The sequence below is a fragment of the Pontibacillus salicampi genome, assembly GCF_042434395.1.
GTDB classification, from domain to species: domain Bacteria; phylum Bacillota; class Bacilli; order Bacillales; family BH030062; genus Pontibacillus; species Pontibacillus salicampi.
In genome coordinates this window covers 327,488-353,144 of the sequence record NZ_JBHLTP010000003.1, presented here as the reverse complement: position 1 = coordinate 353,144, position 25,657 = coordinate 327,488, and the positions used below count along the sequence as shown (strand labels likewise).

The window sequence follows — 25,657 nt, the reverse complement described above, 5'->3', positions numbered from 1 at the left end:
TCTCTCCCCCTAACTCAAAAGTACTTCATTATTATAGCATCTCAGCCTCCACTATACTATGCACCAGAATTCCCGATTACCTATTATCATTATCAGCAAGTTTATTTTTTACAAATACCGCTTCCTCACTTGTATCCTGTGTGAAACGGACGTCCTTTATAAAGAAATATATAACAAAGTGTCCTGCGCCTACAATCATTAGTACATAAGGAATAATTGTAGCAGGATCAAACAATGTCACAGCAATTAAGAAAAGAATTATTGATAACACCCTGCCCAGATTTAGGTATAGTTCTCTTACTACAATATATTCTATTCGCATTTCAGCAGCATGCCATGCTTTTCCAATAACGTCATAAGTTAAAGAAAGGTAAGGGACATAAATAATTGGATAGGACATACCAATAATTGCGGCGTATATTAACAACGTCGTATAGCTTAAATGGATGAGAATAAGGAATAAAGCAAGGTAAAGGGAAAGACCACCTATAAAGATAGACCATTTACGCAACCTCGGTTTAACTAAACGTGTAACTAGGTAGTAAAAGAGGAAAGCAAACCCCGAATAAACCAAATTAAATGTACCGAGCGCGAATTCACTCTGAGTTGTAATAAACACCCAAATGGCAATAACAAAAAGAAACGTGCCTTCTCTTAAACCTTGAAATATATGGGCATTCAATATTTTTTTCCAATTGTTATCACGCTTTCTTTCATGAATAATCCTTCTAAACGAGAAGTTCCCTTTCGCTGAACGACGTTTCAAGAAAAAGCTTGCAACGACTGCAATAATAAATAACGACAGAGAAATAGAAAATATGATGGTGTACCCTGTATTGGCCGTCATGCGAGAAATAACATATCCAGCTAACACAGGTCCTACCATACCACCGAAGGATTGAAGCAGTCCTAGAAAACCATTAAAAAAATCTCTAGTGTCTGGCTCTGTTATTTCAAACGTTAATACATTAAATGCTAACCAATAAAAACCATACCCTATACCAAGCACTGATCCCAAAACCAGCTTGTAGGTGGCTGCCTGCTCCCCGGCAAAAAGAACAGTGAGAAAGAATAAGGAAAGGAAAATAACCCCTAACCGAAGTACAATGACACGATCGATTCGCTTTGCCCATTTACCAGCAAGAATAAAGGTAAGAGGCTGCATTATATATATAGATAAATTATATAAAGCAATAGACACGTATTCTCCTGATTGCTTCCATAAATATATATTCACAAATGTATTAGATAAGAAGATGCCAAGGGCGTATAAGCCACCAATAAATAATAATAAAAGTAAATCCCTTGTTACCTCGACCTCACCAAGTAACGCGTTCATTCTTTTTTTCACATTCAACGCCTCCTGTTTCTCTCCATTAGTTTTTTGCAAAAGGTGTGGAGTTATGCAAAAGAGGAGTTGAATGTGACCGGCTTGTAGTTGACCTAATAATAGAAATATTATATAATTTGCATTAAGGAAACATTTATTCCTCGACGCAAAATAGAGCGCATAAAAATAACGCAGACCATCAAGGCCTGCGTTATTAGAAGGAAACAAATATTATTTTGCTTCGCTATAACGGCGTTCTACTTCATCCCAGTTTACTACGTTAAAGAATGCATTTACATAGTCTGGACGACGGTTTTGATAATTTAGATAGTATGCGTGTTCCCAAACATCAATACCGAAGATTGGAGTCTTACCTTCCATAATTGGAGAATCTTGGTTAAGAGTGTCCATCACTTCAAGCTCTCCGTTGTTATTTACTACTAACCAAGCCCAGCCAGAACCGAAACGACCAAGAGCTGTGTTAGTAAATGTTTCTTTAAATTGGTCAAAGCTTCCGAATTTCTCGCTGATTTTTTGAGCTAGCTCACCAGAAGGCTCGCCTCCTCCATTTGGAGACATGATAGTCCAGAATAGAGAGTGGTTAGCGTGTCCACCGCCATTACGGCGAACAGCAGTACGAATATTTTCAGGAACTGCATCAAGGTTGCCGATAAGCTGTTCAAGAGACTTGTCTTGCAGGTCTGCATGACCCTCAAGTGCACCGTTTAACTTAGTAACATACCCATTGTGGTGCTTAGTGTGGTGAATGTTCATCGTTTCCTTATCAATATGAGGTTCTAGAGCATCATATGCATATGGTAGTTCTGGTAGTTCAAATTTAGCCATCTTGAATCTCCTCCTTTAAAAATATGTAGCTTATTGGTTTTACACCATCAACTAAATGATGATAACCACCATTGTAAGCGTATCAAACGTCCTTGCCCCTTGCAAATAAAAAGCTTTAAAAGAAGCAATGCAACGTCCCATAAATATAGTATCCCAATATGAGGATATTAAAACATCATAAATGTTTGTTGTTTTTCAGTATAGCTTCCTTAAGTGGAAGACTTGAAGTTGAGGTATTATTTGTCTGTTGCTGAAAGGCGAGTTGAGTGATCGGAAATAGCACCACTTTCGATGCCATACGTTTCCCTGATAGGACCCATCTCTGAAAACCATCTCGAATCCAATTTTTTATACCAATTAAATGGATTAATTTAACATTCATATTGATATGTAAGAGCAAACAAAAAAGAGTAAACACATAGTGTTTACTCTTTACGTATGGCTCGGGACGGAATCGAACCGCCGACACACGGATTTTCAGTCCGTTGCTCTACCGACTGAGCTACCGAGCCGTTGTTACCAGTAATAATGTTTTCCCACAAAAATAAAAAAATGGCGGAGGAGGAGGGATTCGAACCCCCGCGGGGCGTTAACCCCCTGGCGGTTTTCAAGACCGCTCCCTTCAGCCAGACTTGGGTACTCCTCCGTACATAATAAAAATGGTGGACCCTGCAGGACTCGAACCTGCGACCGATCGGTTATGAGCCGATAGCTCTAACCAGCTGAGCTAAGGGTCCAACAACATATATTACGGTAATGGGGCGATTGATGGGGATCGAACCCACGTATGCCGGAACCACAATCCGGTGCGTTAACCACTTCGCCACAACCGCCATGATGTGTATGTACCTGTTTAACAATTATGTAATGGTAGCGGCGGAGGGAGTCGAACCCACGACCTCACGGGTATGAACCGTGCGCTCTCGCCAGCTGAGCTACGCCGCCATTGGCTCCAACGGCAGGATTCGAACCTGCGACCAATCGGTTAACAGCCGATTGCTCTACCACTGAGCTACGTTGGAATAAATATGTAATAACGGAAGTCCTTCTTACTGCCCGTTAAAATCGAAGCATTATTTATTTTACCAGCATTGATGCTGTATTGCAATAATAAAATAAATAATTTGTCTGATTTTGTATGTAGCAATAATAATTGCCTTCGTCTTTCAACGACGTATTCTAATATACCATCTCTTTCATAGGCAGTCAATACTTTTTGCAGGAATAAAATTTATCAAATAAAGACTCCATTCATTTCATCACTGTTAACGAAGACTTCTTCTGGATATTCATAGTAAAAAGTACTTATGTGGAGTAACAGAACACCCATATTGTCCTTTAAATGAGCCAACATAACAAAAGAAAGAACCCGCTGTTATGAATGCAGGTTCTTTTCTTATCATTATCTATCCTCTTTATTAAGAATTTCTTCTGCAATATTAACTGCATGATCTCCTATGCGTTCTAAATTACTTATAATATCAACAAACACAATTCCAGCAGGTCCTGAGCATACACCTTCATTCATGCGAATAATATGCTTCTTCCGATATGACCTTTCGTACTGATCAATTTGTTTTTCTTTTTGGATTACGGATAGCGCTTCTTCTCTATTCATTTCTCCAAGCGCCTTCATGGCCTGCTTTACTGTAACCAATGTCAAGTTTATCATATCATTTAAATCTTCACGCGCTTGTTCCGTTAAGTCAACTTTATTAGATATCTTATAATCCACTAGTTCAATAATGTTCTCAAAGTGATCCCCTATTCGTTCTATATCTCTGACAGAATCGATTAAAGCAGAATGCTTTGCACTTTCTGCATCAGTTAAGGAGGTAGCTGACAGTTGTACTAAATAATCGGTTATCTTTCGATCCAGATTATTGAGTGCTTCTTCGAATTGTAATGCCATATCAGCGTGTTTTCGTTGATGGCTATTTAAATAATGATTCGTTTCCTCCAGGCCTTTATATGCAAAGTCGCCCATCCTCATTACTTCTTCTTTAGCCTGATCTAACGCTATAGATGGAGATTGTTCGATAAAGATTGGATCAAGGTGTTTCGGTTTTTGGTCGACCGTCGTATCTTCACCCGGAATTAATCTCGTCACAATATAAGCGAGTAATCCAATAAACGGGAACTGTATTATCGTATTGGAAAGATTAAATATCCCGTGCGCAAACGCAATGGTCATTGGTTCATTTAACCCAATGACATCTTTTAAATAGTCAATGAAGGGAATATAAATCTTCAATATCGCTAAGAACAGAACCGTTCCCACTAGGTTAAAAATTACGTGTGTAAAGGCTGCACGTTTTGCAGCAATACTAGCACCTATGGCAGCAAGAACTGCTGTTATAGTGGTACCGATATTATCGCCAAATAAAACAGGTAAAGCTGCTCCTATATCAATAGCTCCCTGTTCATACAGCCCTTGCAGTACTCCTATGGTAGCACTGGAGCTTTGCACAATTACGGTAAACAATGTACCAATTGCTACCCCAAGAATCGGCTGCTCGCTCATACTTACCGTTAAATCCTGGAATGCCTCTAAGCTTCTTAATGGCTTCATTCCATTACTCATAAGCTTTAAACCATAGAATAATGCTCCAAAGCCGAATAAGGTTTGTCCAATATACGTAGTACGATTACTTTTAAAGAAGAATAATAAGAAAGCTCCTGCTGCTAAAATAGGCAAGGCGTATTCTTTAATTTCTATACCAATAATAAATGCGGTAACAGTAGTTCCAATGTTCGCACCCATTATCACACCAATTGCCTGTCGCAGGGTCATAAATCCTGCATTTACCAACCCAACGGTTAGGACAGTAGTTCCTGAGCTACTTTGAATTAATAAAGTGACTAGTATCCCTGCTAGCACTCCCATAAAAGGGTTTGTGGTAAAACGATCTAAAATATCCCTAAGCCGGTCACCTGCAGAGCGCTGTAAGCCGTCCCCCATAAACTTCAGACCAAATAGGAAGATCCCTAAACCACCAATAAATTGAAATATTATCTCTTGCACATTGATAGCTTCCAATGGTTTAACTCCCCTCATCCAAGTGTTTGTCTTAAATTGTAGTTTTTTGTTTAAAACCCTCATACATTATTGATTAAATATTAACCATTTGTAAAGGTATTTCCGAGATTTTAAAGCTATCTTTACACTAAATTTACATTACTCCTTGAATTGCACCATTTTAATTGATTTTCTATGGGTTGCTCCGATATGATGAAATAGAATAATCTGAGTAAAGAACAGGTGGGCCATACTTGAGAAAATTACCTTATTACAAACAGTTCCTTTATAGCATCTATTCTATCAAACGTCTATCCGCATTTCGTCTCTTATCGATTGGGAATGCAATCATGTATCTATTTATGCTAATGCTGCTAAGCTTCGCCCCCCGTTTAATCGGAGAATGGATGGGAACATACAATGGGAATGAGCTTGCAAGCTTACCGTTACCATTACCTATCTCCTTCTTATTTGTTTACTTTTTTACAACGGGCTATAAATTCATTGAGGTTTCTATATTAGCGGCACTCGGTTTATTATTTGTCTCCTTTATGAAAAAAAATCTTTCTTATAAGCAGCTTTGGGTCATATCTGCCTATGCTATTACCGCCCCAACCATCGCCCTTTCTATTTTCGAAGGATTCGGGAGTATCATTCCTGGTGGTGCGGCACTGCTATGGTTAGCTTCTGCTACTTATCTATTTTTAGCCGTTCGTGCCATCCCCAATCCAAAACAAAACAAATAATGAACGGGCCACCCATTTGGGCGACCCGTTCGTTTTTAGCCATGTGTACTCTAATGTTTTAACGTTTGATGATCCACCGTTAATGTGGTCAATTCTTGAGAAAGTGCCATTAATTGATGACGTGCCTTGTCCGTTTCCTCCATCTGCTGCTTTTGCATTTCAGCAGTCGCAAACAGTTGTTGCGCAGAGGTTAACGTTTTTTGTGTTACTTCGTGAAACTCTGAAAAGGCTTCTTCCATTTTCGGTACCATTTCACCTGCTTTAGCAACTTCATCCTTGGATTGAGCGAGATGCTCATTCATTTGATAAATGTTGTTAGACAGGTTTGCAAAAGATTCCTTTGAAGACTGGGCATCATGAAGATGACTTGTCAATTGGTTATACATATGATGAAATTCTTCTCCTAGATACTGACTAATTTGCAATGTTTGCTTCATTTTTTCATCAATATCCAGCGCAGCCTCTCTAGAATTCTCAGCTAATGTACGCACCTCACCAGCCACTACTGCAAATCCTTTTCCATTTTCACCTGCTCTTGCTGCTTCTATTGTGGCATTAAGAGCTAATAGCTTAGTTCTTTCCGCAATATCTTGAATCATTTTTCCTGCCTGATCAATGTTTACGGTGTGCTTTTCAAATTCTTCTATTTTAGAGGTCATCTGCCTGAAGGCATCGTGGTATGCTTCTAAGGAATGCATGATGGAGGATACACTAGTGTTTCCTTCTTCTATTGAATCGTTCATAGCATCCTGGTTATTATACATTTCTGTAAAAGAATTCGTAAGCGTATATAGAAAATACTTGAGCTCTTCAAACACCTTTCTTTGATCTTGAAATGTCCCCTCTGTTTCCTCAGTCCCTGATATTACTTCCTGTAATTCTCGCTTCATATCATCCTGAGAATGATCCAGTTTATCAGAAGAAACTGCTAATTCATCACTGGTGGATGTCAATTGATTTGCAGCAGTTTGAATATTAGAAAGCATATGTACAATTTGGTCCATTAAATCCTGATAACTGTTAGAAAGGGACCTCATTTCAGGTATAGTTGTATTAATGCTAGAGGTATCCTCAAAGTTACCTTCTCTTGCATTCTTCATAATGGTTTGAAGTCTTCGCAACGGCTTAACCATTCTGCGAATAAAAATGAATACAATAATAATTATGAGTGCAAAACTGATAATTCCAACGGTTAACGAGTATTTAGCTAATTGATTGGCAGAGCTCATAAATTCCTCGGCAGGCACACTTATTACGTATATTCCTTTTAATTCTTGAATTGCCCCGTAGGAGAATAAATACTCTTCCCCCTTCCACTCTGCTACTGTTGACCCATCTTCCTGACTAATAATAGTATCCATTAGCTGTTTGTTAAAGACATCCTCATTTTTCTGCCTCTTAGGTAACGATTGGACGGAATCATCTTGAATTAAAAATACATTAGCAGAAAACCCATCATAATTCATTTCTACCTTCTGAGAGGTTACTACCTCCTGAATTTGGTTATTAAAGGAATCCTGATCTCCCACAAATGCGAACATTAATCGTTCCGCCATGTCCTTCATGACAAAGATTTCTCTTTCCAATCTATTTTGTACGAGGTCCATTTGACTTTCTTTCGCTTTGGAATAAGATAGCCATCCCACTGTACTAATAGATGCAAGGACAAGAATGCCAACTACTATAGAAAGCCTTGCCTGGAACGATAATGGAAATATGCCATTTCTCTCATAAGGTTTGTCCTTCGTTCTTTTTATGTCCCTTTCCACGTCCATTGCACGAACAGAAGTCTTCCTCCAATTCACTGTAGGGATTTTGTGAGCAATTTTCCTTAGTATCCCAGGTGATTTCAACTAAAAACACCCCATTATATAAGTTTGTGTCGTTCTCCAAAGCCGAGTATGACACGCTTATATTAATGGAGTGTAAATACTTGCTAAACTTTCGTTAATTTTCTACCTTTTTGACCAGGATTTTAGTCCCATCCACTCGTTCCACCACTACCTTTTCATTGCGTTTCATCCAGTGACCATTCGAGACGACACTATACTCCTGATTATTTATGGAAACAGTACCTACTGGTCTTAAATCAGTCAAAGTAATCCCTTCTTTACCTATTAAATGCCGATACGATTCATTCATAGAATTATACCCTTCTTCAGAGGAGAGCTGGTCTAGCAAGGTAATCTTGGACCACATGTTGCGCTTTGGAAAAACCTTCAAAAACAAAAGCGAACCAAAGCCACCAATTAGAACCCCACTAACACCATATAACCCGGTAACCCAATCGTTCGCCGCCATCCCTATCGTAAATAACATAGAAATGCTGCCTATGGTGGTCAAAGTCCCATCGTTCAAAAAATTCCCATCTATAATGATAAGAAGCAAGCTAACTAAATATACTATTCCCATAATGAAAAACATGGAGGTAGATAAATGAGACATAAAGTAAAACATAATAAAGGCCAATCCTAATACCCCAAAAACCCCCCGCATATTAACTAACAATTCTCCAAACAGAAATAAAGTGCCAAGTCCCGTAATGAGTAATGCTATCCAAGCAGCATCTATAGCAAACATTATAATCCCCTCCCCAAGTAGAAAAGCTGATATTACTATTATTTAACTGTACGATTAAATCCTCAAAATGTTTCAAAAAAAGAAGGATATTTCCCCTTTTGTAGAATGTAATACAATATAAAGAAAGGGGATTGTACATGAATAAAACGATTAAGAAAGTTCTCTTTATTATTATTATAATCCTTTTCATTGCTAGTTTGTCTCATGATTTAACTACGGGAACGTTCCCTAACGCAACCTCCAAAGAAAAAACAACAGAGGAAACCGCCATAGAGGAAAGCTCTCAGGATACCAATACAACTGATTCGAAACAATCAAACAAACGATATGAAGTAATACAATATGAAGTAAAAGCTGGGGAAACGGTATTATCAATACTAGAAATATTGAATGAGAACGGCCCCCCAGTTACGATAAACCAAATGCTGGAGGATTTTGAAGGCTTAAACGATCAGCAAAACCCTCATCAAATTCAGACAAATACCCCCTATTACTTTCCTGTATATAGACAAATCGAAAAGGATATGTAAAAATAATGCTCGTTGCTTCATATTTTTTTGCATTGCATTTATAATGATTATGGTACTTTTTATAGATTTAGGATTATCGCAATTACTAAAGGAGCGATTATATGGCTATTACACATCGTAAAGATACACGCCCTGTTAAAGTGGGAGACCTCGTTATTGGGGGCAGTAACAAAGTAGTTGTGCAATCCATGACTACAACTAAAACGCACGACGTAGAAGCAACTGTAGCAGAAATTCATCGTTTAGAAGAAGCTGGCTGTCAGGTCGTACGAGTAGCTTGTCCTGACGACAGAGCTGCAGATGCTATCTCTGAAATAAAAAAACGTATTAATATTCCACTTGTTGTGGATATACACTTCGATTATAAAATGGCTCTTAAAGCAATTGAAGGCGGCGCAGATAAAATACGTATTAACCCAGGTAACATCGGAAAGCGTCGTAAAGTAGAAGCCGTAGTAAACGCTGCAAAGGAAAAAGGTATCCCAATCCGTATCGGGGTGAATGCCGGCTCTCTTGAAAAGCATTTACTTGAGAAATATGGGTATCCAACAGCAGACGCGATGGTGGAAAGTGCGTTACACCACATTTCTATTCTCGAAGAGCTTGATTTCCATGACATCGTTGTTTCTCTTAAGGCTTCTGATGTCAATCTTGCTATTGAAGCTTACGAAAAAGCAGCTGAAGCAATTTCCTACCCATTGCACCTTGGAATTACAGAAGCTGGTACACAATTCGCTGGAACCGTTAAAAGTGCGGCAGGGTTAGGAGCAATCCTAAGTAAAGGAATTGGCAGCACCATACGTATTTCCTTAAGTGCAGACCCTGTTGAGGAAGTAAAAGTAGGCCGAGAGCTTTTAAAAACATTCGGCTTAGCTGACAACGCAGCTACACTCATTTCTTGTCCTACGTGCGGACGAATTGAAATTGATTTGATTTCTATCGCAAATGAAGTAGAAGAATATATCTCAACCATTAAAGCACCTATCAAAGTGGCTGTATTAGGCTGTGCTGTTAACGGCCCTGGTGAGGCTAGAGAAGCTGACATTGGAATAGCTGGTGCTCGAGGTGAAGGTCTCCTCTTCCGTCACGGTGAAATCATCCGAAAAGTACCTGAAGAAACAATGGTAGAGGAACTGAAAAAAGAAGTAGATAAAATTGCAGAAGAATATTTAGCAGAAAAGAAATAAAAGCACAGACAAAGAGCAGCCAAACTGGCTGCTCTTTTTTTCCTTGCTAAACACCTATGAAAAAGGTGCGAAAAACAAGGTTAATACAATGGAAATAGCTCCTGCTGCTATAGCAGTATTCCCTAAGGTATCTGCACCTCTTCGCTTAGACATAAATCCAAGCACTATGCCTGCTGCTCCTAATACGACGGGCAATACGAAAAAAGAAACGACGGCAAGGATGACAGCTAGCCACCCAAAACCAGTCTGCACCTCAGATTGCATATCGCTTTCTCGTTCATCAGACTTAATTGGATCTCTTACATGATTTATATCTGCTGCTGCCTCCTGAGCAATTTCCACATCATCAGTACCAGCATATAAGCTTTGGCTCTCTGCAAGTGAGTATTTGCTTTCTTCTTCTAGTTTGGCATCAAGTTCATGATGCTCTACAGCCTTAAGCTCACTTTCCTTTTCCTTACCATATTGCGGGGCTTCTTCTACATGGTCTTTATCTTCATGTTCCATTCGATTATTCTCCATAATGGGACCCTCGCTTTCTTTTAAAAGGTGCATATTTAGTGTATGGACTTTCTGATAAAAATAACGTGGTACATTTCCCCAAAGTTATACCTAGTGATACTTCATCAAAAAACATCCCCATAAAAAACTAAATAAGGTTTGATACTGATGTTTTCAAAAGTAGTAATACATTATTGTTACGAAAGCTAAATGAGCTAGTTATACATGAAGAACAGCTTTCCTCTGAGCATATTTGCTAAATGAATGATAAAGGTGCACAAAAAAGCTTGTAGAGAATCCTTTCTCTACAAGCTGACGAGAACGAAGAACGTATTATACTCGGACTAGTTGACAACTGCGTATGACTCATGCGTTTTTGCGTTCGCTTGAATTTCTTCGGCATACCAGCTTTTGGCATGGCCATTATTCGAAATATAGGTTTCCAGTCCACCAACCCCTCTATGGTATGCTGTTAGGGCTTCATTCCAATTACCATACTTATGATGAAGATAGTCCAGATAAATTAAAGATAATTGCATGGAATAATAAGGATCAAATAAAAGTTCATCATCGTATGGCAAGCCGCCCATTTCTGCTATCCAAGGTGCTGTGTTTTTCATAAACTGTGCCATCCCATAAGCTCGTCCATATTTTGTTTCTGGACCTACTAGCTCAGGATCAAATGTTCCTCCTGTTTCTACTTTAAGAAGTTCATAAACTAAATACGGGTCAATTTGATATTTCTCAGCCTCTCTCACTAAGTATAATGCCCAGGATTTATTAAAGTTTCCTTCGCTCTCTGTAACCATGCGCTCTGCTACTTTATCAAGCTGTGTCCATTTTTTAAAGCTTACCTCTTTATTGTTATTACTCATCTTCTGTGTATTTATATAACTTTTTTCCATTTCAAGCTGGGCGTTAATCGCTGCAAGCTGTTTTTTTTCAGCTTGGAGTGTATCATTTTTTTCTTTCAACGTTTGGGCTTGTTCGTTAAAGAAAATCCCCATCACCATAAAGGTAATAGTTATAAATAAGAAAGCAATAATGGCCCTTGTATATGGTGTAAGCTGGTGTAATTGTTTCATTCACTTATCTTCCTTTCCTATCTTATTCGTTCTAGCATGGTTTAGAAAACACTTGGACTATATTAGAGAATTTCAATCTATATTGCAAAAATTAAACTCACCTGAGCGTTTTCTTCTGTAAGTTAAATGCACATCTTTTCCATATAAGTCATACGATTGTATATACACTCTCGGAAATGGGGCGAGTAGAATGAAGAATATGATTAAACAAGTTGTACATCAAAAATTAAAAAATATCACCGCAGAGGACCTCATAGCCTATGGGAAAGAATATGAAATTCAGTTAACCAAGGATCAAGCGAAAGCAATTGTTGCATACTTAAAGCAGACAGATTTGAATCCTTTAGAGGAAAAGGATCGCCTGAAAGCGTTGAAGAAGCTTGCTCAAATTACGGATCCCAAAACAGCTCAAAAAGTAAATCGTATTTTTCAGCAAATGATTAAGGACAATGGCTTATCTCATTGGTTTTAGACCAGCCTCGAGCTGGTTTTTTATTTGTCCTAGTTGACCAATACTCCATATTTTTTTATAGTATGATAAGCAGGATATGCAGCTAAAAAGGAGTTGTCAGCATGTTAAAATTAGGATCTCATGTTTCCATGAGTGGTAAGAAAATGCTTCAAGGTGCTAGTGAGGAAGCTGCTTCCTACGGTGCCAATACGTTTATGGTTTATACTGGTGCCCCGCAAAACACCAGAAGAAAGGCCATTGAAGATTTAAACATAAATGCTGGTTTAGAGCATATGGACAAGCATCAGATACAGGAAATCATTGTTCACTCTGCTTACATTGTGAACATAGGAAATACGATAAAGCCCCATGTATTTGAATTAGGTGTTGATTTCCTATCTAACGAAATTGAGCGTGTAGAAGCGCTTCAACGAGCGAATCAAATAGTGCTTCATCCAGGCTCTCACGTTAATCAAGGTGCTGAGGTTGGTCTGCAAAAAATTATTGAAGGTTTGAATGAAGTTTTTGCAAACAAACCCGATACACATTGTCAGATTGCACTCGAGACAATGGCTGGCAAAGGCAGTGAAATTGGTCGTTCCTTTGAGGAATTGGCTGCCATCATAGATGGTGTAGAGCAAAATGACAAGCTTTCCGTATGCTTTGATACATGTCACACACACGACGCAGGCTACGATATTGTTCATGACTTTGATGGTGTTCTTAATCATTTTGACAAAGTTGTTGGGCTAGACCGCCTGAAGGTACTCCATATCAACGATAGTAAAAATGAAAGAGGAGCCCAAAAAGACCGACATGAGAATATCGGATATGGTTACATTGGATTTGATGCTCTGAATTATATCGTGCACCATCCACAGCTTGCAGATGTACCCAAAATCTTAGAAACACCGTATGTAGGACATGACAAAAAGAATAAGAAGCCACCATATAGTTATGAAATTGACAATTTCACCAAACAAACCTTTACGGACTGGCGTAAAGAATTACTTGGGGAATAATACCTGCTAGGAGGCTTATCCTTTGGTATGCTTTCCTCTATATGTCTCATGTTAAACCCTTTTTTTATATAATGTTATCCCTTCGACAATAATAGTGCTAGTTTTACAAATGCTTACAAAATCAATAAAAAACCTGCTATATGACATTAGCAGGTTTTTTTACATTATATTATCCAACTTTTATTACTTACGGCGACCCGTGTTACGTTTCATTTGTTTCTTAATACCTTCTGCCTCTTGCTTCATTTTCTTCTTATAGCCAGGCTTTACCTTTTTCGGTTTTCTAACCCGTTTCCAGGCTTCCTTCTCTGTTTCATTGTTTTGCTTTTGCCTATCGGCGCGGTCTCTCTCATTCTTAAGTGGCACCCAATCTCCCTTTTTGATGTCAAAGCGTTCAAACCGAAGCTTTCTCTTCTCAAGCTTCGAAATTAATAGCTCGTCTTCCTCCTTATAGAAGTTAATCGCCGTACCTTCAAGACCAGCCCTTGCAGTTCTTCCAACTCGGTGGATATAGAATTCCTCTTCCTTTGGCATATCTGCATTGATTACGTGACTGACACCTTGTATGTCAATCCCTCTTGCCGCTAAATCGGTAGCTACAATGTATTGGTATCGAAGGTTTTTAATATCTTTTATAACTCTTTTTCTTTCTCGCGGAGTCAGACCACCATGGAGAATACCTGCTTCAAGGCCTTGTTCATTTAATTTCCGGTACAAGTCATTCGCTCTGTCTTTGCTATTGGTGAATACAATTGCTAAATATGGCTGAATGAGCTTGGAAATACTCATTACCAGGTCAGCATTTTCCCGATCTCGTATTGGTATAAGGATGTGCTCCATTTTCTCGGGTGCCGGTCTGTGCTCATCCGCTACGATGAATGTAGGGTTTTCTAAATATTTCTTTAGAAACGGTTGTAATTTTTCTGGGATGGTAGCGGAGAAGACGAGTAATTGAATATCCTCTTGCATTCTTACTAGTATTTGATCGACTTCTTCAATAAAACCCATTTCCAGCATTAAATCTGCTTCATCCACAACGAAGGAGGTCGCTGTATATGGATTTAATGCTTCTTCTTGGATAAGATCGAGAATTCGACCAGGAGTACCCACTACTATTTGTGGCTGCTCTCTCAGCTTCTCTATAGTTCTTTGTTTATCTGTGCCGCCTATTAATAAGCGAGCCTTCCATGATTCTTGCTTTTCTCCCAGCTGAATCATTTTTCTAATCTCATCATATAACTGTATCGCTAATTCACGAGTAGGCGCTGTTATAATCATTTGCACTTCTTGTCTTGTTTCATCGATCATATCTAACAAAGGGATTAAATAAGAGTGTGTCTTTCCAGACCCGGTGTGCGATTGACCAATTAGACTTTCACCTCTAAGTACAGCAGGGACTACCTTCTGCTGGATAGGGGTTGGTTGTTGAAAATCCAGTTTATTGACTATGTCTAAAGTGATTGGCGAAAGGGCGAACGATTGAAAACTTTGATTTGCCATAATTCTTACTCCTTTACATACGTACTGCTTTTACATTATAGTAGAGTTTTCATCAATAATCCATCTTTTAAACGAGATACTTTGTGTTATCATTATTTTCCCTTTATAATAGGTTAGAGAAACTTGAATCTATTATTAATTCGAGGATGTAGAGAGGGGACCAATAAATGGAAGTAATTAAAATTGCTCCTAGAGGGTATTGCTACGGAGTTGTTGATGCAATGGTTATTGCACGCAACGCCTCCAAGGATCCAAACTTACCTCGTCCAATATATATTTTAGGAATGATTGTGCATAATCAGCACGTAACTGATGCGTTTGGAAGCGAGGGTGTGTACACCTTAGATGGTAAAAGCCGTCTTGATTTACTAGAGGGTATCGAGGAAGGTACTGTTATTTTTACAGCCCATGGGGTTTCCCCTGAGGTAAAAGAAAGAGCGGAAGCGAAAGGACTAACTGTCCTAGATGCTACGTGCCCCGATGTAACCAGAACCCATGATTTAATACGAGAAATGACTGGTGAGGGATATGAAATCGTCTATATCGGAAAGAAAGGCCATCCTGAGCCTGAAGGGGCTGTTGGCGTAGCTCCAGGCCACGTACACCTGATTCAAAATGAAGAGGATATCAAGGATCTTCATCTCACTTCGGATAAAATTATGGTCACCAACCAAACGACTATGAGTCAGTGGGATGTGTACGATGTTATGGAAATGGTAAAGGAAAAATATCCGCAAACTGAATTTCATCAGGAAATTTGTATGGCAACGCAGGTTCGCCAGGAAGCTGTTTCTGAACAAGCTGGCGCAGCAGATTTAACGCTTGTAGTGGGTGACCCTAGAAGTAATAATTCCTGTCGTCTCCAACAGGTTTCTGAAGAAAAAGCAGGAACGAAGGCCTACCGTATTGCCGATGTAAGCGAAATTGATTTGTCATGGCTAGAAAGCGTAGAAAAAGTGGCTATTACAGCGGGAGCCTCCACCCCTACACCACTTGTTAAAGAAGTAATTAAATTCATTGAGGCATATGATCCAAACGATGAAGCAACATGGGATCGAACTTCTAAAGTAGAACAACGAAAAATTCTTCCAAAGGTTAAAACGAAGAAATCATCATAAAAAAAGAGCGATGCAGATCGCTCTCAGGCTGTCGAGAAAGTCTCGACAGCCTTATTTATTTCTTTTTACTTTCATTATTCACCGCGTTAATTTGTTATAATAGTTATATATTCTCTAACGAAAGGTGATTCGATGTTTCAATCCAAAAAAGAGCGTCAAAATGAAATCGAAATGGTCACGATTGAAGAGCTTGTTCCTGAAGACCATCTCCTCCGTTATTGTCGCCTGCGCGGAAAAGAAAATGTGCGCGACACAGGCGTTACGGACAGCTGCCTGTCAGAACATGAAGAAAATTGCCCTTCACCTATCAAGGGTGTGTAGTGAAGGGGAGTCTTTTTCGGTGAAGGGCTGGCAAATACCAGGAGACTCCTGCGGAAAAACGGGCGATCCGAGACCCCCGAGTGTGGGTTTCACGAGGAGGCTCGGGCGTTCGTCCGCGGAAAGCGAGTGGTATTTGCCAGCCCGCATACATGAAAAAAGCTTGTAGGAAACAAGGGGGTTTCTCTACAAGCTGAGAGCGATGCAGATCGCTCTTTTTTTTTTGGATTAATACTCTTCTCTGCTGCATTCTCATAAAACCGCCCTTCCCCTTTCTTCAAAAAGGGAAGTAAATTTTTATAAAAATTGGAACGGTTCGGTGTTTGCTGTAGACACTATTACCTCTGTTTCCATCTGCTTCTCTTTACATTCTTGAATTAAATACTCCTGTACCGCCTTTTTCATAACTTTTTCAACATGATGTCCTGGATCAATGATATTCAGACCCATTCCGAGCGCATCGTGAGCAACATGGAAATATACATCACCTGTTATAAATACATCGGCTCCTGACCGTTCGGCTTGATGGATAAACTTGTTCCCATCACCGCCAAGCACAGCAATTTTTTTCACTTTCTGCTCCATATCTCCTACTACACGTAAAGCAGGAACATCAAATGCTTGTTTCACATGCTCAGCGAAGTCTTTTAATAGCATCGGCTTCTCTAGATCGGCTACTCTTCCTATCCCTCGCTTTGCCCCCTCATTTTGTAATGTGTACACATCGTAGGCAACCTCTTCATAAGGATGTGCCTCTTTCATGGAACGCAGAACAGTAGACAATACATGTTCTGGAACAATTGTTTCCATTCGAACCTCTTCCACTTTTTCCAATTCACCTTGGTCCCCAAGATGAGGGTTGCTCCCTTCCAACGGTTTGAAGGCACCGGTTCCAGGTGTTTGAAAGGTGCAATGGCTATAGTTCCCAATATGTCCTGCCCCAGCGTTCCCCAGAGCTTCTCGTACCTTCTCTTCATGGGTAGCTGGTACATACACGGCAATTTTGTATAGAGTTTCCTGACCTGTTTCAACTAAGATATCTTTTGGATCGAGACCAAGGGCTTCGCACATTGCATCATTTACTCCTCCTTCAGCCACATCCAAATTAGTATGAGCAGCATAAACGGTAATGTCGTGCTTTATTAGCTTTTGTACTATGCGTCCCTTCTCCGTATCTGGGTTAATTTGCTGCAGAGGTTTAAATAAAAGCGGGTGGTGGGCAATAATTAAATCCACTTCATTCTCTATCGCTTCATCTACAACATTCTCTAACACATCCAACGTTACCATTACTTTATGTACCTTTTTATGTAAAGTACCTACGTGTAGACCAATTGGGTCCTTGTCCATCGCCAAGTGTTTTGGAGAAAACGTTTCAAATATGTCGATAATTTCCTTTCCTGTTGCTACATTATGTTTCATTTCCAATAACCTCCTCTATCCACTGGAGTTGTCTAGTAAATTCGTTTATTTTAACTTGGTCAGGCTGGGAAGCTTTCTTCATTTCCCCAATGACACGAGTTAGTTTGTTTTTTTCCTGTGTCCATTTTTGAATAAAGGGCTCTGAACAATCTCTTAATAAAAATGGTCCAAGATACAGCTCTTTCTCCATATCCTCCACTCCATATGGATTGCTGGATGCTCCTTTGTCTGCCACTAATACTTCATAGAAATGACCTTCCTCTTCGATGACGTCCTCTGAAACAAGCTCATAGCCATTTTCTAAAAACCATTTCCTTAATACGATGGCATTAATATTGGGCTGGACAATAATTCTATGAACACCCGTCAATTTACGTTTTCCTTCTTCCAGAATAGTAGCAATTAGTGTGGCTCCCATACCAGCAATCGTCAATTGAGAGACTTCTTTCTCCTCAATAACAGCCAAACCATTACCTTTTCTCACTTCTATTCTGTCTGATAATCCCTGTTGCCTTACTTCCTTTCTTGCAGATTGAAATGGTCCTTCATTTACTTCCCCGGCTATCGCAGTCGCTTCTTCATCATGCAGACACACATAACAAGGAAGGTAAGCATGATCGGAACCAATATCAGCAAAGTTCGCTTTCTTAGGTAAATAAGATGCTACAATCTTTAATCGATTGGAAAGTTGTAAGCTATTCACTTTATGATCACCACTTTTTTATCTTGTTCTTTTATTTTACTGCATTTTTATTCCGATTAAAACGGTACGTTTAACCAACCCTTAACTTCCTGCATCTTGCAGCATTAGAAAAAGCCTTCCGTAGAAACAGAAGGCCTTTCATTCAAAACATTATTTCTTTTCAGCAAGCCAAGAGGCTACGGCTTCTTTTTTCTCGCCACTGATTAAACCAGGAGGCATGCTGCCGCGTCCATTAGTAATAATTCCTGAAATATCCTCTTTAGATAATTTGCTTCCTACTTGTTTTAAGCCTGGACCTGCACCGCCGGACAAATCACTGCCATGACAGGATGCGCAATTATTTTGGAAAATTTGCTCAGGATCAGCAGAGGATTCGCCTCCACCTTCACTTTCTTCCTGCTGATTGTCACCGCCATGAGGGTCCTCTTTAGCCTTTTCCCCTTGATTAAGACCTACAAATGAAACAATAATCATAAGAGTAATACCTAACACCGCAATAAGTGCATACGGTATAACTGGGTTTCTTTTCATGCCAATTTCCTCCTTATGTACCCCTTTTCTCTATCACTAGGACAAACTATAATTATTTTACTTGAAAACGCTACATTAGAAAAGGGTTTAACCTTCTATTCTAAAAAAAGATATAGATTGTCCCTAGAATTAATCCTATAATGCCAGAAGCCGCTAAATAATATACACGTTTCCAAAATCCGATACCAATCCAACCAAGGCAATTCACTATGATGGCTCCCTGAATAACGAATGGCGACATTTCACTAATTTTGGCTATATATACTGATGTTAACAGCAATAGGAGAAAAAATACAACTATTGCGATATGAATGTAGTAGGAGTGATATCGTTTATAGTAAAAAATACTGCCCAAGGCAGCCCCTATAAATAAAACTAACAAGGTAAGTTGCAATGAGATGGATATTTCAGTAAAATAAATCACAAGAAATGATATCGGTAACATAACCAGTAATATTATTACATGGAGTGTACTCAGCCATTTATTTATGGGCGCTGATGAATCAGCAAGAGATGGTTCCTCCCCTGTTCCTTCCGTATAAAGCGCTAACAAGAAATCGCAATACTCAGAAGGAATTAACTGATGAGTTTTCCAATAAGCTATTTCATCTAGAACGATTTTCTTTCTATTAGGGTCCATTCTTTTCACTCCAACTTGGAAGCTCCTACAAAAAAGAGCGTTGGTTTTCTTCATTATATCTTGTATCACGACTATATTATGTACAAAGTGGAACCAAAAAGAAATAGGTCGAAAGATTGGTCGTACGATATTTTATACGATTCCATAAAAATACTCAGTCATTAAGCGCTAATGCAAGCTTAATGACTGAGGTTATCCATTATAAACACACACTGTTGTTCTATTCTAGGAAGTCTTTTAATCGTTTGCTGCGACTTGGGTGACGTAATTTTCTAAGTGCTTTTGCCTCTATTTGACGAATACGCTCTCTTGTAACGCCGAAGACTTTCCCTACTTCTTCGAGAGTACGGGTACGACCGTCATCTAATCCGAAGCGCAGGCGAAGGACATTTTCCTCTCGATCGGTTAAGGTATCCAGCACATCTTCCAATTGTTCCTTCAGCAGCTCATAAGCCGCGTGATCGGAAGGTGAGGTAGCTTCCTGATCTTCAATGAAGTCACCAAGGTGAGAGTCATCTTCTTCACCAATAGGGGTTTCCAAAGAAACAGGTTCTTGAGCAATCTTTAGGATTTCCCTTACCTTGTCAGGAGTTAATTCCATATCTTCTGCAATTTCTTCAGGAGTAGGTTCGCGCCCTAAGTCCTGCAGTAGCTGACGTTGTACACGAATTAGCTTGTTTATGGTTTCCACCATGTGTACGGGGATACGAATCGTTCTAGCCTGGTCTGCAATTGCACGAGTAATAGCCTGTCTGATCCACCATGTAGCATACGTACTAAATTTGTACCCTTTGCGGTAATCAAACTTTTCTACTGCTTTAATCAGACCCATGTTTCCTTCCTGAATCAAATCAAGGAATAACATGCCGCGCCCTACGTACCGTTTAGCTATACTAACTACTAAACGAAGGTTCGCTTCTGCCAGACGGCGTTTCGCTTCCTCGTCCCCATCTTCAATACGTTGAGCAAGACTGATTTCTTCTTCAGCAGAGAGAAGATCTACACGACCGATTTCTTTCAAATACATACGGACAGGGTCATTTATCTTAACGCCCGGAGGTACGCTTAAGTCGTTCAAATCGAATTCTTCTTCTTTGTTTAGTTGCTGCATACTAGGGTCTACTTCAGAGTCTCCAATTACTTCAACACCCTGATCATTTAGGTACTCATAAAATTCATCCATCGCCTCTGAATCCAGTTCAAAATTAGATAATCGTTCTGCAACTTCTTCATAGGCTAATATTCCACGTTTTTTCCCTAACTCAAGCACTTGCTCCTTGGCCTGTTCTAGGGTTAGCTCATTCTCAGTGGTTTGTTGTTTTGAATTAGATGGCTTCTCTGCCATGAGTCCCCCTCCTTCCAAACTTCCTAACATCATGTATATACAATGTGTTATGCTTTTTTCATTTCTAAGATTTGCATGGCAATCTGTGCAGCTCGAACGTGGTCTTTCTGACGCTCGGCTTCTTTCTGTTCAGCTTTCAGGGAAGAAATACTTTCCTGATGCTTCTGTAAATCAATTTGCTTTATATAATCTTGAATCTCTCCATCACTTAAGTCAGAAGAAAGCTTCATCATCGCAATTTCAGATACAAGGTTTTGAACACTATCATCTGGAAGCTGCTCCATAAAGTGACTTGGATTAGGGGAGTGCCCTTCTTCATAAAATGCATACAAATAGGTAACAATAACTTGGTGTTCAGGCAAGTTAAATGCTCCTCCAAGCTGATCCTGCACTTTATGTGCTACTGACATGTTGTGCATCATATGATGAATTAAATGCCTTTCAGCATTATGGAAGGCAGGGAGCAATCTAGATTGCTTTTTCTTAGGTTCTTTGTAACTAGTATAGCTCTTATACTCGTTATTATCCTTCCCAAGCCCTTGCTTTTTTCTTCGATCTATGATTTCCTTTTCCAATGCTTCCACAGAAAAGTCATGTTCAGCTGCTAATTCCCTTACATAATAGTCCCTTTCGATCGGTTTTTCCATCTTGGAAACTTCATCTAATACCTTTTCGATATAAGCAATCCGATCTCCTTCATTATTCATATTATATCCACGTTTTAGATATTGAATAACGAATCCCATATAAGCATAGCTGTTATCCAGTACTTCATTCCTAAATGCATCACTTCCATAATGACGAATAAATTCGTCAGGATCCATGCCATCACGTATGGACGCTACTCTTACTTCACATCCTGCTTTCCGCAAAATGTTAGCAGCTTTATAGGAAGCTTCCACACCAGCATTATCGGAATCATAACAGATAATAACCTTCTCTACGTACCTGCGAATTAATTTCGCCTGTGTTTCCGTTATGGCTGTACCAAGCGTTGCGATTCCATGCTTAATGCCTGCTTGATAAGCTGATATAACATCCATTTGTCCTTCTAGTAATACAACTTCCCCTTGTTTTCTAATTTCACCTCGAGCAAGGTCAAAATTATAAAGAAGCTTACCTTTATGAAACAACTCGGTTTCAGGACTGTTTAAATATTTCGGGTCGCCTCCATTAACGCTTCTTCCTGCGAAGGCAATTGTTTTTCCCTGATGGTTACGAATAGGAAAAATCACACGTCCTCTAAAACGATCAGAGTACTGACCATCATCATTATAGGACAACAACCCTGCTCTAACCATGGATTGAGGATGGTATCCCTTATTCTCTAAAAATTTCTTTGTAAAATCTTTAGAATTAGGAGCAAATCCTAGCTGAAACGTATCAATAGTTTCATCGGAAAGACCTCGTTCCTGTAAAAGTTCATATCCATCTTTTCCTTCTTTTGTATGCCGAAGCAAATGATGGTACAATTTAGCTAACCAGGTATGTGCCTCATACATATTTTGTATTTCAGGATTGCCTTGTTTGGCGTCCTCCTGACTAATCGCACTTTCTGGCAGCTGATGTCCACTTTTGTCTGCTAACAGCTTAACAGCTTCCTGGAAAGATACGCCTTCCATTTCACGTATGAAAGTGAAAACGTTCCCTCCCTTCCCACAGCCAAAGCAGTGGAATATCTGCTTATCTGTCGAGACTGAAAAAGAAGGGGTCTTTTCGTTATGAAAGGGACATAAACCGAAATAGTTCCGACTTTTTTTTGTCAGTTGTACGTATTCCCCTACTACATCAGCGATGTCTAAGGAATTACGTAACTCTTCGACGACTTCTTCTGGAATTCGAGTTGACATGTTATCACCATGTTTACAGTTTATTCTATATCAAGGGCCGAATCCCTTCATGTTTCGACAATTTTTTCAGAATCCAAAGCTTCCTCTTGCAAGAGTATTAAAGGATTACTGGAATCGTCTCACAGGATAACGGCAAGACATTCTGTAACAATCTAGAAGAATGTATAGATTGTCTTCCCTAAAAGGGCTCTTTCATAAACCTCTGGTAGCTTTTAAAGCACCCTCAATGAGTAAAATAAACACACCCTCTACACCTTTCGACAAATACCGCGAGATTTAGAGATGTGTTATAGTGTTACTTTCTACATTGATAACTAGATTCCTTCTTCTTCATTTAAGTTTAAACTTTCTGAAAAATACTACATCCTATAAGGCAGTCTAGCTATCATTATCCTCTTTGCTAATAACTATAAACATTTTTTTCACAAAAAATAATTATAATACAAAAAACTGATAAATGCCATGAATTTTTTTGTAAATCATAAATTTATTTTCATTTCCTTCTATACAAAGAGAAAACACAGGCAAAATACCTGTGTTAGCTGTTTTCTCTTTTTCTCTTCACGTTTAATATGGTGTTAGCTGTTTCTTCCACAGCTTTATTGGATACATCGATTACCTCGCAGCCAATTTTATCCACAACATTTTGGAAGTGATTTAATTCTTGTTTGATACGCTCCATGTTAGCATAAGTAGCTTGATCATCCAAGCCAAGTGCTTTCAGACGTTCTTTACGTATATCATTGAGCTTCTGTGCACTAATTCGTAATCCAATGCATTTGTTTGGGTTCACTTTAAATAATTCCTCTGGTGGATCTACCTCAGGTACAATAGGTACATTGGCTACTTTTAACCTTTTATGGGCCAAGTATTGGGACAGGGGTGTTTTTGACGTTCTCGACACTCCAATAAGTACGATGTCAGCCTTCAATATCCCCCTGGGATCTCGCCCGTCATCATACTTGACCGCAAATTCAATAGCTTCCACCCGTTTAAAATAATCCTCATCCAATTTATGTACCAATCCTGGCTCTAATCTGGGTTTCTTCCCGTACAATTTCTCCATCTCATCAATCATAGGACCAATAATATCAATTGCTGGTACATCATGTTCTTTTGCTGTTTCCAATAGATGGCTGCGAAAGTCTGGTTTAACCAGCGTAAAACCAATTAATGCATTATGTTCTTTCGCCTGTAGAACTGCCTCTGTCAACGTTCCAGTATCCTCTATATATGGAATACGATGAATTTCAAAATTACTGTTGTTGAATTGACTAATGGATGCTTTAACAACGAGTTCTGCTGTTTCTCCTACTGAATCAGACACTACATAGACGATTGGCTTACTCATCCCTAAAACCCCTCCTACTCATTACATTATTTGATCTCTTCCTAATTCCACTAGTGCTTTAGTAAGGTTTGTTTTGGTTAATCTTCCCATGACCTCATATCCATGCTCTACCTCTTTCACCACTGGCAATGCATCGATTTGTCTGTCAATTAAGCTTTGGCCTGCTTCCAGCAGCAAATCATCCTTATAGCATATTGTAACATTTGGCATTCTTGTCATGATGATATGAACAGGAATTTCTCTTAAATCTTGATTTCCAATGCTTGCTCTCAACAAATCCTTCCGTGATAACACCCCTGCAAGAAGAGCCTTGTCATTAACGACAAAGAGAGTACCTACATCTTCAAGAAACATCGTACATATAGCATCATACACTGAAACATCCTCGTTGACGACGACAGGAATAGATTGAAACTCTTGGACTGTATATTTTTTTAGCTTCTCCGTTAATAACTCTGAACCTGTTTTTCCAGTAAAGAAATAACCAACCCGAGGTCTCGCATCTAAATAGCCAGCCATAGTTAAAATAGCAAGGTCTGGTCTTAAAGTAGCTCTCGTTAAATGCAATCGATCTGCGATATTCTCGCCAGTGATAGGTCCGTCTTCTTTTACAATATCCAATATTTGGTACTGACGATCCGATAAATCCATGTCTTTTCACCCTCATTATATGTGACATACTAGTCTAAATATTATATACTATTTCTTCAATTAAAGAAAGGGAAGCAGCTTAGTCAACTGCGCACAAAAGAAACCCTATCTGATGGAATGACAGGGTTTTTAATACTTTTATTATTTTGTATCCCTTAACCAGTCTAACTGATTGAGAAATTTCTTTGATTTTAAGAAATAGCCTCCATACCGCTCATAATATAAATCCAATATGTTGCGCACCTGCTCTTTTGTTTCCTGTTTGACGGAAATATTGCCTACTCGCTGAATATCAACATGCAGACACATTTGCAGGATTTTGTGCAGTTTTTCAGAAAGTGTTACAGATTCAGGATCTATATGGGAGCATCTCTTGCATAGTACGCCACCCTCTATAATGGAAAAGGAAAAAGGAGGATTTTGTTGTTGACCACAATTAACACATTGCATTAATTGCGGGGCAAATCCACCTTTTTTGTACATCTTTAATTCATACATATAGAGAAGAATATCTAAATCTTTGCCTTCTCCCATCCATTCCAGCGTAAGTAAAAATTGTTCGTATAGGAATGGGTCTGGTTCATTTTGTTCAATGAGTTTATCTGTTAACTCTGCCATATAAGACGCATAGGCTGCTTTTTCAATATCTTCGCGAATAGCTCGAAACGATTGCATGACTTCCCCTTGATGTAAGGTACCCATGTTCGACCCCATTTGCACTAAATAACTAGCCTGAACAAACGGTTGAGTGATAGATGTCATTCTAGATTTAGGCTTTTTGGCCCCTCTTGCCATAACAGCTATTTTTCCTTTTTCTTTGGTAAACAAGGTAACTATCTTATGTGTCTCCCCGTAGTTACCTGTTCGTATTACTATCCCTTCTAACTTCTCTAGCACGTATGGTCACCTTATCTTTCCTTGTGAACTTAGC

At 39.1% G+C, this 25,657-nt stretch carries 24 protein-coding genes and 6 tRNA genes; 7 read left to right on the top strand and 23 right to left on the bottom strand.

Going from position 1 to position 25,657, the window contains the following annotated elements:
• Window positions 1–76 precede the first annotated feature (76 nt).
• From ACFFGV_RS03205 to ACFFGV_RS03165, 9 genes are all read right to left on the bottom strand, one after another.
• Window positions 77–1,339: an MFS transporter gene (locus tag ACFFGV_RS03205; protein ID WP_377345847.1), complete on the bottom strand. Its 1,263-nt coding sequence runs from the start codon at window positions 1,337–1,339 to the stop codon at window positions 77–79.
• Between the two features lie 222 nt (window positions 1,340–1,561).
• Window positions 1,562–2,176 carry a superoxide dismutase gene (locus tag ACFFGV_RS03200; protein ID WP_377345121.1) on the bottom strand — a complete coding sequence of 205 codons (615 nt, stop codon included), beginning with the start codon at window positions 2,174–2,176 and terminating at the stop codon, window positions 1,562–1,564.
• 439 nt (window positions 2,177–2,615) lie between these two features.
• Window positions 2,616–2,688, bottom strand: a tRNA-Phe gene (locus tag ACFFGV_RS03195).
• Window positions 2,689–2,729: 41 nt separating this feature from the next.
• Window positions 2,730–2,822: transfer RNA gene (locus tag ACFFGV_RS03190), tRNA-Ser, on the bottom strand.
• 14 nt (window positions 2,823–2,836) lie between these two features.
• Window positions 2,837–2,913: transfer RNA gene (locus ACFFGV_RS03185), tRNA-Ile, on the bottom strand.
• 20 nt (window positions 2,914–2,933) lie between these two features.
• Window positions 2,934–3,009, bottom strand: a tRNA-His gene (locus ACFFGV_RS03180).
• A gap of 35 nt (window positions 3,010–3,044) precedes the next feature.
• A tRNA-Met gene (locus ACFFGV_RS03175) sits at window positions 3,045–3,121 on the bottom strand.
• 2 nt (window positions 3,122–3,123) lie between these two features.
• Window positions 3,124–3,198: transfer RNA gene (locus ACFFGV_RS03170), tRNA-Asn, on the bottom strand.
• A gap of 380 nt (window positions 3,199–3,578) precedes the next feature.
• Window positions 3,579–5,234: a Na/Pi cotransporter family protein gene (locus ACFFGV_RS03165; RefSeq protein WP_377345120.1), complete on the bottom strand. Its 1,656-nt coding sequence runs from the start codon at window positions 5,232–5,234 to the stop codon at window positions 3,579–3,581.
• Between the two features lie 215 nt (window positions 5,235–5,449).
• On the opposite strand from ACFFGV_RS03165, the gene ACFFGV_RS03160 reads away from it, so the two are divergent.
• The gene (locus tag ACFFGV_RS03160) at window positions 5,450–5,941 is read left to right on the top strand and encodes a DUF1189 family protein (protein ID WP_377345119.1); all 492 of its coding nucleotides are present in this window, start codon (window positions 5,450–5,452) and stop codon (window positions 5,939–5,941) included.
• A 50-nt stretch (window positions 5,942–5,991) separates the two neighbouring features.
• Here the strand turns inward: ACFFGV_RS03160 and ACFFGV_RS03155 are convergent, their stop codons facing one another.
• Window positions 5,992–7,794 carry a methyl-accepting chemotaxis protein gene (locus tag ACFFGV_RS03155; RefSeq protein WP_377345118.1) on the bottom strand — a complete coding sequence of 601 codons (1,803 nt, stop codon included), beginning with the start codon at window positions 7,792–7,794 and terminating at the stop codon, window positions 5,992–5,994.
• A gap of 94 nt (window positions 7,795–7,888) precedes the next feature.
• A complete protein-coding gene (locus ACFFGV_RS03150; RefSeq protein ID WP_377345117.1) occupies window positions 7,889–8,521 on the bottom strand; it encodes an NfeD family protein in 633 nt (210 codons plus the stop codon).
• A gap of 137 nt (window positions 8,522–8,658) precedes the next feature.
• Here ACFFGV_RS03150 and yqfZ point away from each other — a divergent pair, with 137 nt between their 5' ends.
• Complete coding sequence (yqfZ, locus tag ACFFGV_RS03145; RefSeq protein WP_377345116.1) at window positions 8,659–9,051, top strand: protein YqfZ; 393 nt, start codon at window positions 8,659–8,661, stop codon at window positions 9,049–9,051.
• A 101-nt stretch (window positions 9,052–9,152) separates the two neighbouring features.
• Window positions 9,153–10,238, top strand: coding sequence for a flavodoxin-dependent (E)-4-hydroxy-3-methylbut-2-enyl-diphosphate synthase (gene ispG / locus ACFFGV_RS03140; RefSeq protein WP_377345115.1), 1,086 nt, complete (start codon window positions 9,153–9,155; stop codon window positions 10,236–10,238).
• A gap of 54 nt (window positions 10,239–10,292) precedes the next feature.
• Here the strand turns inward: ispG and ACFFGV_RS03135 are convergent, their stop codons facing one another.
• Both ACFFGV_RS03135 and ACFFGV_RS03130 read right to left on the bottom strand, forming a co-directional pair.
• Window positions 10,293–10,745: a hypothetical protein gene (locus ACFFGV_RS03135; protein ID WP_377345114.1), complete on the bottom strand. Its 453-nt coding sequence runs from the start codon at window positions 10,743–10,745 to the stop codon at window positions 10,293–10,295.
• 338 nt (window positions 10,746–11,083) lie between these two features.
• Window positions 11,084–11,824, bottom strand: coding sequence for a lytic transglycosylase domain-containing protein (locus tag ACFFGV_RS03130; protein ID WP_377345113.1), 741 nt, complete (start codon window positions 11,822–11,824; stop codon window positions 11,084–11,086).
• Window positions 11,825–12,014: 190 nt separating this feature from the next.
• On the opposite strand from ACFFGV_RS03130, the gene ACFFGV_RS03125 reads away from it, so the two are divergent.
• Both ACFFGV_RS03125 and ACFFGV_RS03120 read left to right on the top strand, forming a co-directional pair.
• Window positions 12,015–12,296: a DUF2624 domain-containing protein gene (locus ACFFGV_RS03125; protein WP_377345112.1), complete on the top strand. Its 282-nt coding sequence runs from the start codon at window positions 12,015–12,017 to the stop codon at window positions 12,294–12,296.
• A 101-nt stretch (window positions 12,297–12,397) separates the two neighbouring features.
• Window positions 12,398–13,297: a deoxyribonuclease IV gene (locus ACFFGV_RS03120; RefSeq protein ID WP_377345111.1), complete on the top strand. Its 900-nt coding sequence runs from the start codon at window positions 12,398–12,400 to the stop codon at window positions 13,295–13,297.
• Between the two features lie 183 nt (window positions 13,298–13,480).
• On the opposite strand, the gene ACFFGV_RS03115 is transcribed toward ACFFGV_RS03120, so the two are convergent.
• The gene (locus ACFFGV_RS03115) at window positions 13,481–14,797 is read right to left on the bottom strand and encodes a DEAD/DEAH box helicase (protein ID WP_377345110.1); all 1,317 of its coding nucleotides are present in this window, start codon (window positions 14,795–14,797) and stop codon (window positions 13,481–13,483) included.
• A gap of 167 nt (window positions 14,798–14,964) precedes the next feature.
• Here ACFFGV_RS03115 and ACFFGV_RS03110 point away from each other — a divergent pair, with 167 nt between their 5' ends.
• Together ACFFGV_RS03110 and ACFFGV_RS03105 are read left to right on the top strand one after the other, a co-directional pair.
• A complete protein-coding gene (locus tag ACFFGV_RS03110; RefSeq protein WP_377345109.1) occupies window positions 14,965–15,915 on the top strand; it encodes a 4-hydroxy-3-methylbut-2-enyl diphosphate reductase in 951 nt (316 codons plus the stop codon).
• A 132-nt stretch (window positions 15,916–16,047) separates the two neighbouring features.
• Window positions 16,048–16,236, top strand: coding sequence for a hypothetical protein (locus tag ACFFGV_RS03105; RefSeq protein ID WP_377345108.1), 189 nt, complete (start codon window positions 16,048–16,050; stop codon window positions 16,234–16,236).
• 294 nt (window positions 16,237–16,530) lie between these two features.
• Here the strand turns inward: ACFFGV_RS03105 and ACFFGV_RS03100 are convergent, their stop codons facing one another.
• The 9 genes from ACFFGV_RS03100 to recO form a co-directional block, all read right to left on the bottom strand.
• A complete protein-coding gene (locus ACFFGV_RS03100) occupies window positions 16,531–17,655 on the bottom strand; it encodes a Nif3-like dinuclear metal center hexameric protein (protein ID WP_377345107.1) in 1,125 nt (374 codons plus the stop codon).
• On the bottom strand, window positions 17,645–18,358 hold the full coding sequence (locus ACFFGV_RS03095; RefSeq protein WP_377345106.1) for a tRNA (adenine(22)-N(1))-methyltransferase: 714 nt from the start codon (window positions 18,356–18,358) through the stop codon (window positions 17,645–17,647). The genes ACFFGV_RS03100 and ACFFGV_RS03095 overlap by 11 nt, the downstream gene beginning before the upstream one ends.
• Before the next feature lie 150 nt (window positions 18,359–18,508).
• Window positions 18,509–18,889, bottom strand: coding sequence for a cytochrome c550 (gene cccA, locus ACFFGV_RS03090; protein ID WP_377345105.1), 381 nt, complete (start codon window positions 18,887–18,889; stop codon window positions 18,509–18,511).
• 100 nt (window positions 18,890–18,989) lie between these two features.
• Complete coding sequence (locus ACFFGV_RS03085) at window positions 18,990–19,529, bottom strand: hypothetical protein (protein ID WP_377345104.1); 540 nt, start codon at window positions 19,527–19,529, stop codon at window positions 18,990–18,992.
• A gap of 220 nt (window positions 19,530–19,749) precedes the next feature.
• On the bottom strand, window positions 19,750–20,874 hold the full coding sequence (rpoD, locus tag ACFFGV_RS03080; RefSeq protein WP_377345103.1) for an RNA polymerase sigma factor RpoD: 1,125 nt from the start codon (window positions 20,872–20,874) through the stop codon (window positions 19,750–19,752).
• Window positions 20,875–20,921: 47 nt separating this feature from the next.
• Window positions 20,922–22,724: a DNA primase gene (gene dnaG, locus ACFFGV_RS03075; protein ID WP_377345102.1), complete on the bottom strand. Its 1,803-nt coding sequence runs from the start codon at window positions 22,722–22,724 to the stop codon at window positions 20,922–20,924.
• A gap of 538 nt (window positions 22,725–23,262) precedes the next feature.
• Complete coding sequence (locus ACFFGV_RS03070; protein ID WP_377345101.1) at window positions 23,263–24,075, bottom strand: pyruvate, water dikinase regulatory protein; 813 nt, start codon at window positions 24,073–24,075, stop codon at window positions 23,263–23,265.
• Between the two features lie 21 nt (window positions 24,076–24,096).
• Window positions 24,097–24,726, bottom strand: a complete 630-nt coding sequence (gene ccpN, locus ACFFGV_RS03065) for a transcriptional regulator CcpN (RefSeq protein WP_377345100.1) — start codon at window positions 24,724–24,726, stop codon at window positions 24,097–24,099.
• A 141-nt stretch (window positions 24,727–24,867) separates the two neighbouring features.
• A complete protein-coding gene (gene recO, locus ACFFGV_RS03060) occupies window positions 24,868–25,623 on the bottom strand; it encodes a DNA repair protein RecO (protein WP_377345099.1) in 756 nt (251 codons plus the stop codon).
• Between the last annotated feature and the right edge of the window lie 34 nt (window positions 25,624–25,657).